This is a genomic window from Pedococcus ginsenosidimutans (assembly GCF_039544395.1).
Taxonomy (GTDB): domain Bacteria; phylum Actinomycetota; class Actinomycetes; order Actinomycetales; family Dermatophilaceae; genus Pedococcus; species Pedococcus ginsenosidimutans.
This window is the reverse complement of the sequence record NZ_BAABLO010000012.1, coordinates 160,476-172,757: the sequence shown is the minus strand read 5'-3', so window position 1 is coordinate 172,757 and position 12,282 is coordinate 160,476. Positions and strand designations below refer to the sequence as shown.

The 12,282-nt window shown below is 70.8% G+C and carries 12 protein-coding genes; 7 read left to right on the top strand and 5 right to left on the bottom strand.

What is annotated here, in order from left to right:
* Window positions 1-123: 123 nt before the first annotated feature.
* From ABEA42_RS15450 to ABEA42_RS15440, 3 genes are all read right to left on the bottom strand, one after another.
* Window positions 124-1,509 (bottom strand): MFS transporter, encoded by a 1,386-nt coding sequence (locus ABEA42_RS15450; protein WP_345504720.1) that lies wholly within the window; start codon window positions 1,507-1,509, stop codon window positions 124-126.
* 63 nt (window positions 1,510-1,572) lie between these two features.
* Window positions 1,573-2,904, bottom strand: a complete 1,332-nt coding sequence (locus ABEA42_RS15445; RefSeq protein ID WP_345504719.1) for a M15 family metallopeptidase — start codon at window positions 2,902-2,904, stop codon at window positions 1,573-1,575.
* Between the two features lie 103 nt (window positions 2,905-3,007).
* Window positions 3,008-3,529, bottom strand: a complete 522-nt coding sequence (locus tag ABEA42_RS15440) for a GNAT family N-acetyltransferase (RefSeq protein WP_345504717.1) — start codon at window positions 3,527-3,529, stop codon at window positions 3,008-3,010.
* Window positions 3,530-3,646: 117 nt separating this feature from the next.
* Here ABEA42_RS15440 and ABEA42_RS15435 point away from each other — a divergent pair, with 117 nt between their 5' ends.
* The 3 genes from ABEA42_RS15435 to ABEA42_RS15425 all read left to right on the top strand — a co-directional run bounded on the left by ABEA42_RS15435 (window position 3,647) and on the right by ABEA42_RS15425 (window position 6,724).
* Window positions 3,647-5,314 (top strand): HAD family acid phosphatase, encoded by a 1,668-nt coding sequence (locus ABEA42_RS15435; protein ID WP_345504715.1) that lies wholly within the window; start codon window positions 3,647-3,649, stop codon window positions 5,312-5,314.
* Between the two features lie 150 nt (window positions 5,315-5,464).
* Window positions 5,465-5,824: a single-stranded DNA-binding protein gene (locus tag ABEA42_RS15430; protein WP_345504713.1), complete on the top strand. Its 360-nt coding sequence runs from the start codon at window positions 5,465-5,467 to the stop codon at window positions 5,822-5,824.
* A 99-nt stretch (window positions 5,825-5,923) separates the two neighbouring features.
* Window positions 5,924-6,724 carry a 2-phosphosulfolactate phosphatase gene (locus ABEA42_RS15425; protein WP_345504712.1) on the top strand — a complete coding sequence of 267 codons (801 nt, stop codon included), beginning with the start codon at window positions 5,924-5,926 and terminating at the stop codon, window positions 6,722-6,724.
* A 300-nt stretch (window positions 6,725-7,024) separates the two neighbouring features.
* Here the strand turns inward: ABEA42_RS15425 and ABEA42_RS15420 are convergent, their stop codons facing one another.
* On the bottom strand, window positions 7,025-7,306 hold the full coding sequence (locus tag ABEA42_RS15420; RefSeq protein WP_345504710.1) for a WhiB family transcriptional regulator: 282 nt from the start codon (window positions 7,304-7,306) through the stop codon (window positions 7,025-7,027).
* Between the two features lie 179 nt (window positions 7,307-7,485).
* Here ABEA42_RS15420 and ABEA42_RS15415 point away from each other — a divergent pair, with 179 nt between their 5' ends.
* Window positions 7,486-8,469 carry a MerR family transcriptional regulator gene (locus ABEA42_RS15415; RefSeq protein WP_345504709.1) on the top strand — a complete coding sequence of 328 codons (984 nt, stop codon included), beginning with the start codon at window positions 7,486-7,488 and terminating at the stop codon, window positions 8,467-8,469.
* A 21-nt stretch (window positions 8,470-8,490) separates the two neighbouring features.
* Window positions 8,491-9,342 carry an aldo/keto reductase gene (locus tag ABEA42_RS15410; protein WP_345504708.1) on the top strand — a complete coding sequence of 284 codons (852 nt, stop codon included), beginning with the start codon at window positions 8,491-8,493 and terminating at the stop codon, window positions 9,340-9,342.
* A gap of 10 nt (window positions 9,343-9,352) precedes the next feature.
* Here the strand turns inward: ABEA42_RS15410 and ABEA42_RS15405 are convergent, their stop codons facing one another.
* Window positions 9,353-9,973, bottom strand: a complete 621-nt coding sequence (locus tag ABEA42_RS15405; protein ID WP_345504707.1) for an L-threonylcarbamoyladenylate synthase — start codon at window positions 9,971-9,973, stop codon at window positions 9,353-9,355.
* 71 nt (window positions 9,974-10,044) lie between these two features.
* On the opposite strand from ABEA42_RS15405, the gene tdh reads away from it, so the two are divergent.
* Together tdh and ABEA42_RS15395 are read left to right on the top strand one after the other, a co-directional pair.
* Window positions 10,045-11,082, top strand: coding sequence for an L-threonine 3-dehydrogenase (gene tdh, locus ABEA42_RS15400; RefSeq protein ID WP_345504705.1), 1,038 nt, complete (start codon window positions 10,045-10,047; stop codon window positions 11,080-11,082).
* 3 nt (window positions 11,083-11,085) lie between these two features.
* On the top strand, window positions 11,086-12,279 hold the full coding sequence (locus ABEA42_RS15395) for a glycine C-acetyltransferase (protein ID WP_345504704.1): 1,194 nt from the start codon (window positions 11,086-11,088) through the stop codon (window positions 12,277-12,279).
* Window positions 12,280-12,282 lie beyond the last annotated feature (3 nt).

Sequence of the window (12,282 nt, the reverse complement as noted above, 5' to 3'; positions counted from 1 at the left end):
GGTGGGGGCTCGGGATTCGCTAGGCATAACGCCATCGACCCGTGCAATGTTCCGACGCCCGGCGCGTCGCACGCGTTGGCATCGTGTGACACGGATCACATCCCGCGCCGCGAAAGCCGCAGGTCAGACCACGTGGGGGAGGGCGTTCCCGGCGTCCAGGATGCCGCGGCGCATGTCCACCCGGGCGAGCAGCGCCCCGCCGACGACGAAGAACACCGCGAGGGCGACGATGGCCGGGCGGTAGGAGCCCGTCCACTGGTAGACGAGCCCGAAGGTGAGCGTCCCGAACCAGCTCGTGCCGCGCTCCATCGCCTGGTAGAGGCTGAAGAACTCGGCCTCGCGGTCCTTGGGCACCAGCTGGCTGTACAGCGACCGGCTCAGCGCCTGGGTACCCCCCAGCACCAGGCCGATGGCCACCCCCAGGACGAACAGCGGGACCACCTGGCGGTCGGGCACGAAGTAGGCGAAGACGACGACACCGGTCCACAGGACCAGGCCCCAGAGCACCGTGCGCCACGCGCCGTACCGCTGGGCGAGCCGGCCGAAGAGCAGGGCGCCGCCGAAGCCGACGAACTGGACCATGAGGAACAGCGTCAGCATGGTGGTCTCGGGGAAGCCGAGCTCGCGCTGGCCGTAGAGGCTGGACTGGCCGATGACGGTCTGGATGCCGTCGTTGAAGAACAGGTAGGCGATGAGGAAGAGCATCGTCTGGGGGAACAGCCGCAGCTCCCGGAAGGTCGAGGCCAGCTGGCGCAGGCTGCCGCCCACGATGCCGGCGGTCCTGGCCACCTCGGGCCGCTCGACGCCTCGCAGCCGCCACATGCCGATGACCGGGATGAGCGAGAAGCCGGCCCACCACAGGCCCGCCATGAGCATGCTCGCCCGGACGGCGCCGCCGCGGTCGAGGCCGAGCACGTCGGGCTTGCTCAGCATGAGGAAGTTGACCGCGAGCAGCAGCCCGCCACCGAGGTAGCCCAGCGCCCACCCCCGCGAGGAGACCTTGTCGCGGTCGTCGGGGCTGGCGATCCGGCACAGGATCGAGTCGTAGACCACCAGCGAGGCGCCCAGGCTCAGGTTGGCCACGATGAGCAGCACCACCCCGAGCTGCCAGTTGGTGCCCCGCACCAGCGCCATGAGGCAGGCCGCGATGGACCCCACGAGGGCGAACCCGCCCAGCAGGCGAGCGGGCCTGGGGGAGCGGTCGGCGATGGCCCCGACGAAGATCAGGGCGACCGCCGAGACGATGGTCGCCAGGGTGATGGTGAACGGCGCCACCGAACCCGGGGCGATGCCGACCCCGAGGACGTGGAGGTTGGTGCGGCAGGTCTGTCCGTCGGCCAGGCCGGGACAGGCCGCGGCCTCGGCGACGGCGGTGAGGTACGGGGTGAACAGCACGGTCGCGGTCGTCGTGACGTAGGCCGAGTTGGCCCAGTCGTACCAGTACCAGGACCTGCGGTAGTGCTCGTTGCCCTGCCACGTCGCCGTCGACGTGGTCGCCTCAGTCGTCATGCGTGAAGGGTGGCACAGCAGCCCCCGGCGCAGATGCGTATTGCTACCCAGGTGCGGCGCGTGTCAGCCGGCGTACTCCCAGTGCCACGGCTCGGGCAGCGACCCGGTCGGCTCGGCCCACGCCGGGTGGAACCAGCCGTACAGCGGCGCGTTCTGCTTCATCCACAGGTGGGCGGCGGAGCCGAAGTCGTTGACGCCACCGCACAGGTCGACCGCGAGGCCACGACCGTGCTCACTCGTGCCGGGGGTGGCCGCCCACTTGCCCCGTTCGGCCTTCACCGAGACCTGCTCGGCCAGCGAGCGGTAGGAGTCGGTGACGCAGATGGGGGAGCCGGTGTCCTTCTCGTAGGCGAGGCTCATCTCGTTGAACGCAGCGGCGGCGCCGGGGCGCAGGCTCTGGGCAGGCGCGCCGTACAGCGGGCACAGCCCTGCGGCGGGCACCGCGCCGTTGGGGTAGTCGGCCTCGTTGGTGCTGCACGCCTTGACCGAGCCGTCGGTCTTGACGCCCGGGACGACCAGGGCGGCGCGCAGGCGCTTGGTGGCCGCCAGCGCGGTGGCGTCCTCGCTGCCGAGCAGCAGCCCGGCGATGGGGCCGGCCTTGCGCACCTGGGCGGCGTGCAGGGCCCGCGTCGCCTCGAGCTGGGCCTTCTGCTCGGCGATCGCGGTCTGGAGACCGGCCTTGGCCTTCGCGGCGGCCGTGGCGGCGTCTGCTGCCCGGGTGCTCGCCTCGACCGCCTGCACGGCGACCTGCTGCTGCAGGCGGGTCCGGTCCTGGACGCGCTGGAACGCCGAGGCCTTCTGGTTGTTGAGGTAGCCGAGCTGCGCCGTGGTGTCGCTCGCCTCGGCGGCCGGACGGCTCAGGGCGTCCAACAGGGTGCTCATGTCCGCCAGGTCCCCACCGCCGCCGGCATACGCCTGGTAGGCGAGCTGGCCGAGCTCCTTGCGGTCCTCGCCGAGCTGGGTGGACAGGGACTGGTACGTCGCGACGTCGCGGTCGGCCTCCTCCCGCGCGGAGCGCTCGGCGTCCCTGGCGGTGGCGTACTCCTGCAGGAGCGTGTTGGTCTGCTTGGCCAGCCGGTCGAGGCGGGTGGCGGAGGCCGCGATCGCGGCGTTGGACCGCGTCAGGTCGGTGGTCAGGGCCTCGGCCTGGGCGATCTGGGCGGCGAGCTCGCCGGCGCTGAGCGTCTTCTCGGCGGCCGCAGCGCGCTTGGCCGCCGTGGTCATCGCCTTGGTCGGCGTGAGGCTCTTGTCGGGACTCCTGCCGGCGCTCGCCGGCGCGGGGCCGGGCTTGGACGAGGTGGGGGCGGCATGGGTCGGGACGGTGGAGGCGAGTGCCGGGAGCGACCCGGCGAGTACGCCGACGACCACTGCGGCGCCGGAGAGTGCGGCGCGCATGCCGGCCCTGACCACGATTTCCCACTCCCTGTCCGCCACCCCCCTGGGTGGACTCCGCAGATGTCCTGCGTGGAACCGTAACCGCGCCTGCGGGCCGTGCGCCTCAGTCGTTCTGGCGAGACTCTCGGCCGTTCGACCGACCCGTTCGCTCCATGAGGCTGACGATGTGCCCGGATGCGCCGAGTTGGTGCACCTCGACGAAGCCCCGGGCGCGGTGGAAGGCCAGCGACGGCTCGTTCGGCGGGTCGATGTTGACCTCGAGCGCCAGACGGCCCCGGTCGGCCGCAGCCTCCTCGACGACGTCGTAGACCGCGGAGGCCAGGCCGCGGCGCCGGTACGCGTCGTCGACGACGATCCGATCGAGGTAGTCGAAGGCGTGGCCGTAGCGGTCGGAGAACCAGCGGTAGTTCTCCGAGTCGTACGCCGACCCGGGGGAGAAGACCAGGACGAAGCCCGCGACCTCACCGTCGCACAGGATGACGTCGGCACGTGAGGCCCAGGAACGCAGTCGCGAGAGCCGCTCGGCGTCCAGCGGGGACAGCAGCTCCACGTGGCGGTGGTTGAGCTCGAGGACCCTCGGCACGTCGTCGTCCGTCATGGGTCGCAGCAGGTCGGCCGGGCTCATGGCCAGCAGTCTGCCACCCATGACAAATGTCACTTCCGCGCAGGTCATGGGCTGCATAGCCTCCGGCGGTCAGGCCGAGATCCGGCCCCACGGCGGTCCCCCTCCAGGAGTGTGCGCATGCCCCACCCCGTCCACAGCACCCACGGCGTCCGCAAGGTCGCCACGAGCACGAGGACGGCGGTGACGGCGGGTGCGGCCCTGCTCGCCCTGGCCGCCGCCACCACGGGCGGCGCCGCCAGCGCCAGCGCCCACGGCTCCGACACCCGACTCGCGCCGCGCACCCACTTCACCATGGCCGCCGACGGGTCGAGCGGCCTGACGGCCGGGGGAGAGGGCATCCCCAACATCGACTCGGTCAAGAAGACCATCTACGCCTACTACGGCGACCCCAAGGGTGACGGCAACGCGAACCCCACGAGCTCGCCGTACGTCACCGAGATGTCGTCCCTGCTGTCGCAGGAGCGGCGCCGGCTGCCCCGGCTCCTCGCCGACGCCAAGCGCCACCACGAGAAGCCCGCCATCGTGTTCGACGCCGACGACACCACCCTGTGGACCTACCAGATGGAGGTGGGCGACATGAAGTTCGTGTTCACGCCCGCCGCCCAGCAGCCGTGGGTCGACGGCGAGCGGTTCCCCGCCGTGCCGGGGATGGTCGACTTCGTCAACGACGCCCAGGCGATGGGCTTCACCGTCTTCGGCCTGACGGGACGCACCGACAGCCAGAAGGCGCACACGGTCAGCAACCTCGCCAAGGTCGGCTACACCGCCTTCCCTGCCGACCGGTTCTTCACCAAGTTCGACTCCGGCGCGACCCCGCCGTCCTACCTGTCACCGGCGTGGTGCTCGGCGTACCCGAAGTGCACCACCGTCGAGTACAAGGCCGGCACCCGGCGCCACCTCGAGAAGGACCTCGGCTACGACGTGGTCCTCAACGTGGGCGACCAGTTCTCCGACCTCCAGGGTGGGTACGCCGACCACTACCTGAAGCTGCCCAACCCCACCTACTACCTGCCGTCGCCCAACCTGCCCGGGGTCGACCAGCCCCGGCTCGCACCGCGCACCCACTTCACGATGAAGCCGGACGGCACCAGCGGCCTCACCCAGGGCGGTGAGGGCATCCCCAACATCGACGTCGTCAAGAAGACCATCGCGGTGTACTACGGCGACCCCGGCACCGGGATCTCGAACAAGGTGTCCTCGCCCTACATCTCGGAGATGACCAAGCTGATCGACCAGCGCAGCCGTGGTCTGCTGCAGCAGTGCGCGGCCGGCGCCCGGCGCGGTGACAAGCCGGCGATCGTCCTCGACGCCGACGACACCACGCTGTGGACCTACGACATGGAGGTCTCGGCGATGCACTTCGTCTTCGACCCGGTCGTCCAGGACCGCGACTGGGTGCAGCCGCAGCGCTTCCCGGCCACGCCCGGGATGGTCTCGTTCGCCAACGCCGCCGCCGACGCCGGGTGCACCCTGGTCGGGCTCACCGGGCGCAACACCACCCAGCGCGCTGCCACGCTCGGCAACCTCGCCAAGGTCGGCTACACCGGCTTCACCCCGGAGAACTACTACACCAAGTGGACCTCCACCGAGCCGATCCCGGCGTACGCGACCTGCGTCATCGCCCCGCGGTGCACGACGATCGAGTACAAGTCGCAGACGCGCGCCCACGTCGAGTCCCAGGGCTTCGACATCATCGCCAACTTCGGCGACCAGTACAGCGACCTCATCGGCGGCCACGCCGACCGGGCCGTGAAGCTGCCCAACCCCACGTACTACCTGCCGTAGCACCACCCCGCGCCACGGTCGACGGCGCTGTCCCGGACCCCCGGGGCAGCGCCGTCTCCCGTGTCCACAGGTGCCGCGGGTCGGCCCCGGCGGTCCACAGGGGTGGGTCAGGGCCTCGACCGTGACGCCGGCCCCCGGGAGGGTTGGGGCATGGACGACATGGGGGAGTGGGTCAACGAGGTCCGGCTGGTTGGGCGCGTCAGCGGTACGGGGGAGGAGCGCGAGCTGCCCAGCGGGGACACCGTCGTGCAGCTGCGGGTCGTGGTGCCACGGCCCCTCCGGGCCGGGGCCCACGGGGGAGGGGCGCGGGTGGACACCATCGACGTCGCCTGCTGGACCGCGCGCACGCGCCGCTCGGCGCTGCGCCTCGCCGACGGAGCCACCGTGGAGATCAGCGGAGCGCTGCGCCGCCGGTTCTTCCGCGCTGGGGCGGCCACGGTCAGCAGGTACGAGGTCGAGGCCACGCGCGTCGCCTCGCTGCGAACGGCGCGCCCTGCCGCGGTCGGCTGACACACCGGGGCGCCACGCGCCCCGTCGGCGTCCCAGGCACTGACGCGGTCGGCAGGCCCAGCGCCGGCCATGACGTCCTGAGGGCTAGGTTCATGGTCCGTGGCTGACGTGTTCGGGCAGGGCGAGTACGCCGTGCGGTTCGACTGGGGGCCCACCGGCGCCCAGACGACCAGGGCTGACGTGGCAGTGGTGGTCGACGTGCTGAGCTTCTCGACCACCGTCACGGTGGCTGTCGAGCGCGGGATGCGGGTGTTCCCGTACCGGTGGCAGGGACCCGGGGCGGCCGAGTTCGCCGCTCGGAACGACGCTGCACTGGCCGTGGGAGGGCTCGAGGCCATCCGGGACGACGCGGTCTCGTCACCGACGCTGTCACCGGCCGGGCTGCTGCACGGGCCGGTCTACCCGCGGCTCGTGCTTGCGTCACCCAACGGCGCGACGATCGCGCAGGCCCTGGACGACGGCGCCACGACCGTCACCATCGGTTGCCTGCGCAACGCCCAGGCCGTGGCCCTCTGGCTTGCCCCACTGGTCTCGAGCGGCCGCTCCGTCGCCGTGGTCGCCGCTGGAGAACGCTGGGACGCGAACGACTCGCTGCGTCCGGCGATCGAGGACCTCCTCGGGGCCGGAGCCGTCCTGGCGGCCCTGATGTCCTTGGTCGGTGGAGACGGCTTCAGCCCTGAGGCGTCGTTGGCAGCCGAGGCGTTCACGGCCGGCCGCGAACGCCTGGCCACACGTCTGCACGACTGCGCCAGTGGACGCGAGCTGGCTGCCAAGGGTTTCGGGGCCGACGTCGACGTCGCCGCGGACCTCAACAGCTCGCCAGTCGTTCCCGTGCTGGTTGCTGGTGCGTTCGACGACGCCGAGTCCGCTCAGAAGCGCGCCACGAAGGGTTTCCAGTGAGTCGGGATCTCAGACCACTTCCGAACCCACCACCGCACTCCACATAACGCCGATAATCAACATTATGTCATTCTACGGTTGAGGGAAGCGGGCGCACCCCCTCCTCGATCGGTCGACCGTGCCGGGCCACGGGGCAGCCACACGGCCACCACGGCTCTCGTCGCGTCGGCTCCCAGCGCCTGCCGGACATGCGAAGACCCCGTCCACCAGGACGGGGTCTTCGCGTGACACGAACGCTGCATGCACGCCCCGGGCGGGCGCCTACGCCATCATTGACGCGTGCACGACCACGGACAACGCTCAGACAGCGACTCCACGCTGCATGGCAAGGCGCTCCTCCGGCGTCGTCCCGCCCCACACGCCGTACGGCTCACGCACCGACATCGCATGGTCGAAGCACTGCTGGATCACCGGGCACGTCGCACACAGGGCCTTGGCACGCTGCTCACGGCTCAGCCGGCGGTTGCCCCGCTCGGCCTCATGCGGGAAGAACTCGTCGGGGTCGGTGGTGCGGCACGCCCCTTCGGTCTGCCACTCGTAGGAGCTCAACAGTGGGCGGGGAAGTCGCTTGATGCTGCTCATCGGAATCTCTTTCCTCGTGGCGCAAACCGAAGTGATGCACAACCTATGCAGAACTTGTTCATAGTGCAAGCGGTCTGAAGAAGTTCTATAGTTGGACATGCCCGGGCAGGGGTCGACGGCGGTGCATCACCCGCCGCCGGGCCAACGGGCACCAAACGTCAGTCAGGAGACGAGAGGTCATGGACAGCGAACGGTCGGGTCAGGTCTTCGAGGACCCGCAGGAGTCCTCGGACCTGGCCGCGTCCGGCACCTCCCCCTCTGCCGTCGAGTGGGCCGTCGGCGCGGTCTCCGACCGGTTGGGCCTCTCCCCCGCCACCCTTCGCACGTGGGACCGTCGCTACGGCATCGGACCCTCCCAGCGCACCGAGGGCGGCCACCGCAGGTACAGCGAGGAGGACATCCGACGCGTCCGGGTCATGGCCCGGTTCACCGCACGCGGTGTCCCGGCCCAGAGTGCCGCACGCGTCGCGCTGTCCATGGACTCCGACCGTCTGCTCATCGAGACCGGGAACGAAGAGGCCACCGAGGTCCCCCGCGGCGACGACCACGGCACCGTGGAGGCCATCTGCTCCGCAGCACTGTCGCTGGACCCGGGCATGCTGTCGAAGATCTACCAGCGGACGCTGCGGGAGCGTGACCTCGTCGCAGCCTGGACCCACGTGTTCGCCCCGGCCCTGCGAGCCATCGGCGACCAGTGGGGCGCGGGCTCCCTCGGCGTGGAGTCCGAGCACCTCGCAAGCGAGATCCTCGTCACCGAGCTGCGTTCGGTCATCAGGGCCAACCGCCCCCGCAACGCCGACTCCGAGGCGATCCTCGCCTGCGCCGACAACGAGCAGCACTACCTCCCGCTGCTCGCGCTCGAGGCCGAGCTGGCCCGCCACGGCGTGGGTGCGCTGGGCCTCGGCGCGCGGGTGCCCACCCAGGCGCTGCAGAGCCTGCTGCTGTCCCGCCGTCCGTCGAGGCTGTTCCTGTGGGCGTCCATCAGCCGAGCCGTGGACGAGAAGCTCTGGGAGGTGCTGGGCGAGGTCCGGTGGCCGCTGGCCCTCGTCCTCGGTGGTCCGGGGTGGCCCGACGAGCCGCCGGTGCCCGACCGCTGGGTCACCGTCACCCGCGCGAGCGACCTGGCGAGTGCGACCCAGGCCCTGCTCGCGCCACTCCCCTGACCTGCGGGCTACCGTGGGCGGATGGCTGACGACCGGTACGACGACGCTCCCCTGACCCTCAACGACGGGACGACCCTGCCCCGGATCGGGTTCGGCACCTACCCGCTCAAGGGCGAGGACGGGATCGAGGCGATGGTCAGTGCCCTCGAGAACGGCTACCGCCACCTCGACACGGCCGTGAACTACGAGAACGAGGCCGAGGTCGGAGAGGCGTTGCGCCGCAGCGGGATCCCGCGCGCCGAGGTCGTCGTCGCCACGAAGATCCCCGGCCGGTTCCACGCCAAGGACCTGGCCCTGCAGTCGTTGCGCGACTCGGCGCAGCGCCTCGGGCTGGAGCAGCTCGACCTCGCGCTCATCCACTGGCCCAACCCCAGCCGCGACCTCTACGGCCAGGCGTGGCAGGCACTGGTCCAGGCCCGGCAGGAGGGCCTGGTCCGCAGCATCGGCGTCAGCAACTTCACCGCCGAGCACCTGCGCCGGGTCATCGACGAGACGGGCGTGACACCGGCCGTCAACCAGGTCGAGCTGCACCCCTACTTCCCGCAGCCGCAGATGCGACAGGTGCACCGCGAGCTCGGCATCCTCACCCAGGCCTGGAGCCCGATGGGCAAGCGCAACGCACCCTTCGCCGAGCCGGCCGTGGCGCAGGCTGCAGCCGCCCACGAGGTCACCCCCGGACAGGTGGTGCTGCGCTGGCACGTGCAGCTGGGCTCGATGCCGCTACCCAAGTCGGCCACGCCAGAGCGCCAGCGGGCCAACCTGGACGTGTTCGGGTTCGAGCTCACCGACGAGGAGATGTCGGCCATCACCGCGCTGGGACGTCCCGACGGACGGCTGTTCGGCGGGGACCCCGACACCCACGAGGAGATGTAGGGCGCGCGCCCTACTCGAACGGCGTGGGGTCGCCCGCGCCGACGCGCACCACCTCGGGCGCCCCGCTGGAGAAGTCGACGACGGTCGTCGGCTCGGTGCCGCACTCCCCCGAGTCGATGACGGCGTCGACCTGGTGGTCCAGCTCCTCCTTGACGAGCCAGCCCTCGGTCATCGGGTCGGTCTCCCCCGGCAGGATCAAGGTGCTGGACAGCAGCGGCTCCCCCAGCTCGGCGAGCAGCGCCTGCACGACGCGGTCGTCGGGGATGCGTACGCCGACCGTCTTCTTCTTGGGGTGCAGCAGCCTGCGGGGCACCTCCTTGGTCGCCGGCAGGATGAACGTGTAGCTGCCCGGCGTCGCCGCCTTGATCGCCCGGAAGACGGAGTTGTCGATGTGCACCAGCTGCCCGAGCTGGGCGAAGTCGGCACACACCAGCGTGAAGTGGTGCTTGTCCCCGAGGTGGCGGATGCGCACGATCCTGTCCTTGCCGTCCTGGTTGCCCAGCGCGCACCCCAGCGCGTACCCGGAGTCCGTCGGGTAGGCCAGCAACCCCCCGTCGCGGACCAGCTGCACCGCTTGGCTGATCGCCCGGGGCTGCGGGTCCACCGGGTGCACGTCCAGATACCTCGCCATGCGCAGACTGTATGCCGCTGGGGGGGCCGGGCGCGGCTCTCGGCCCGGCCGGCGCCCGATATGTTGGGCGCGTGCGCGCACTCGTGAAGACCACTGCTGGTCCGGGGCTTGAGCTGCTGGACGTCCCCGAGCCCGAGACCGGCCCCACCGACGTCAAGATCAGGGTGCTCCGGGCGGGCCTGTGCGGCACCGACCTGCACCTCGAGCAGTGGGACGAGTGGGCGGCCTCCACGGTCGTGCCGCCGATGACCATCGGGCACGAGTTCTACGGCGAGGTCGTCGAGGTCGGCGAGGACGTCACCAGCGTCAGCGTCGGGCAGCGAGCCTCGGGCGAGGGCCACATCGTCTGCGGGACGTGCCGCAACTGCCGCGCCGGACGCCGTCACATGTGCATCCACACCAAGGGAATCGGCGTCAACCGGGACGGCGCATTCGCGGACTACGTAGTCCTCCCGGCGAGCAACGTGTGGGTCCAGCCGGACGACCTCGACCCCGACCTCGCAGCAGTCTTCGACCCGCTCGGCAACGCCACCCACACGGCGCTGTCGTTCCCGATGGCCGGCGAGGACGTCGTCATCACCGGCGCCGGGCCCATCGGCGTCATGGCCGCGGCCCTCGCCCGCCACGTAGGCGCCCGCCACGTCGTGGTGACGGACGTCAGCGACTACCGGCTCGGGCTGGCCAAGCACGCCGGGGCCGACCTCGTCGTCAACGCTGCCACCTCCAACCTGCGGGAGGCGATGGACGAGCTCGGCATGAAGGAGGGCTTCGACGTGGGCCTGGAGATGTCCGGCGTGCCCAGTGCCGTCGAGGACATGCTCGCCAACATGAACCACGGTGGTCGCGTCGCCATGCTCGGGCTGCCCAAGGACGACTTCCCCATCGACTGGGGCCGGGTCATCACGCACATGATCACCATCAAGGGCATCTACGGCCGCGAGATGTACGACACCTGGTACGCGATGAGCTCGATGCTCGGCACCTCTCCCCTGCTGCGGGAGCGGATCGCCTCGGTGATCACCCACCGCTTCCCCGCGGAGCAGTGGCAGGACGCGTTCGCCGCCGCCCGCTCGGGCCAGTGCGGCAAAGTCATCATGGATTGGAGCTGACCGATGTACGGCACCGTCAAGGACGAGCTGGCCACGACCCTGCACGAGATCGAGGAAGCCGGGCTCTACAAGCATGAGCGCGAGCTGACCTCGCCGCAGTCGGCGCACATCACGACGCGCAAGGCCGAGGCGCTCAACTTCTGCGCCAACAACTACCTCGGGCTGGCGGACCACCCCGAGGTGGAGGCCGCTGCGGCGCAGGCGTTGCAGGAGTGGGGTTTCGGGATGGCCAGCGTCCGCTTCATCTGCGGGACGCAGGAGCTGCACAAGCGGCTGGAGCGAGCCATCTCGGACTTCCTGCAGACCGACGACACGATCCTGTACTCATCCTGCTTCGACGCCAACGGTGGTGTCTTCGAGGTGCTGTTCGGCGCCGAGGACGCGATCATCAGCGACGAGCTCAACCACGCCTCGATCATCGACGGGATCCGTCTGAGCAAGGCGAGGCGCTTCCGCTACAAGAACGCCGACATGGCCGACCTGCGCACCCAGCTGCAGGCTGCGAAGGACGGTGGCGCGCGCCGTACGGTCGTGGTCACCGACGGCGTGTTCTCGATGGACGGCTTCCTCGCCCCGCTGGACCAGATCTGCGACCTCGCCGACGAGTTCGGCGCGCTCGTGCTCGTCGACGACAGCCACGCGGTGGGCTTCGTCGGCGAGGGCGGCCGAGGGACGCCCGAGCGCTTCGGCGTCATGGACCGCGTCGACATCCTCACCGGCACCCTGGGCAAGGCCCTCGGCGGGGCGTCAGGTGGGTACGTCGCGGCGCACCAGGAGATCGTCGACCTGCTGCGCCAGCGGTCGCGGCCCTACCTCTTCTCCAACGCCGTCGCCCCGAGCGTGGCCGCGGGGTCGCTCAAGGCCCTGGAGATCGCGGCCGGCTCGACCGAGGCACGCGCCCGGTTGACCAGCAACACCGCGCTGTTCAGGTCGCTGATGACCGAGGCCGGCTTCGACCTGCTCCCCGGTGAGCACCCCATCACGCCGGTGATGTTCCCCGGCCCCGACGGAGCTCGCACGGCGGCGCAGATCGCCGACGCGATGCTCGACGAGGGCGTCTACGTCATCGCCTTCTCCTACCCCGTGGTGCCACAGGGCAGGGCGAGGATCCGGGTGCAGCTGTCGGCGGGACACTCCGAGGACGACGTCCGGGCCTGCGTGGCGGCGTTCGTCGCCGCCCGCGACAAGGTCGCCTGAGCC

What these genes read in the sequence shown, in the direction of transcription:
- ABEA42_RS15450 (WP_345504720.1), bottom strand. Translation starts at nt 1,509, where the DNA reads ATGACGACTGAGGCGACCACGTCGACGGCGACGTGGCAGGGCAACGAG.
- ABEA42_RS15445 (WP_345504719.1), bottom strand. Translation starts at nt 2,904, where the DNA reads ATGCGCGCCGCACTCTCCGGCGCCGCAGTGGTCGTCGGCGTACTCGCC.
- ABEA42_RS15440 (WP_345504717.1), bottom strand. Translation starts at nt 3,529, where the DNA reads ATGAGCCCGGCCGACCTGCTGCGACCCATGACGGACGACGACGTGCCG.
- ABEA42_RS15435 (WP_345504715.1), top strand. Translation starts at nt 3,647, where the DNA reads ATGCCCCACCCCGTCCACAGCACCCACGGCGTCCGCAAGGTCGCCACG.
- ABEA42_RS15430 (WP_345504713.1), top strand. Translation starts at nt 5,465, where the DNA reads ATGGACGACATGGGGGAGTGGGTCAACGAGGTCCGGCTGGTTGGGCGC.
- ABEA42_RS15420 (WP_345504710.1), bottom strand. Translation starts at nt 7,306, where the DNA reads ATGAGCAGCATCAAGCGACTTCCCCGCCCACTGTTGAGCTCCTACGAG.
- ABEA42_RS15415 (WP_345504709.1), top strand. Translation starts at nt 7,486, where the DNA reads ATGGACAGCGAACGGTCGGGTCAGGTCTTCGAGGACCCGCAGGAGTCC.
- ABEA42_RS15410 (WP_345504708.1), top strand. Translation starts at nt 8,491, where the DNA reads ATGGCTGACGACCGGTACGACGACGCTCCCCTGACCCTCAACGACGGG.
- ABEA42_RS15405 (WP_345504707.1), bottom strand. Translation starts at nt 9,973, where the DNA reads ATGGCGAGGTATCTGGACGTGCACCCGGTGGACCCGCAGCCCCGGGCG.
- ABEA42_RS15395 (WP_345504704.1), top strand. Translation starts at nt 11,086, where the DNA reads ATGTACGGCACCGTCAAGGACGAGCTGGCCACGACCCTGCACGAGATC.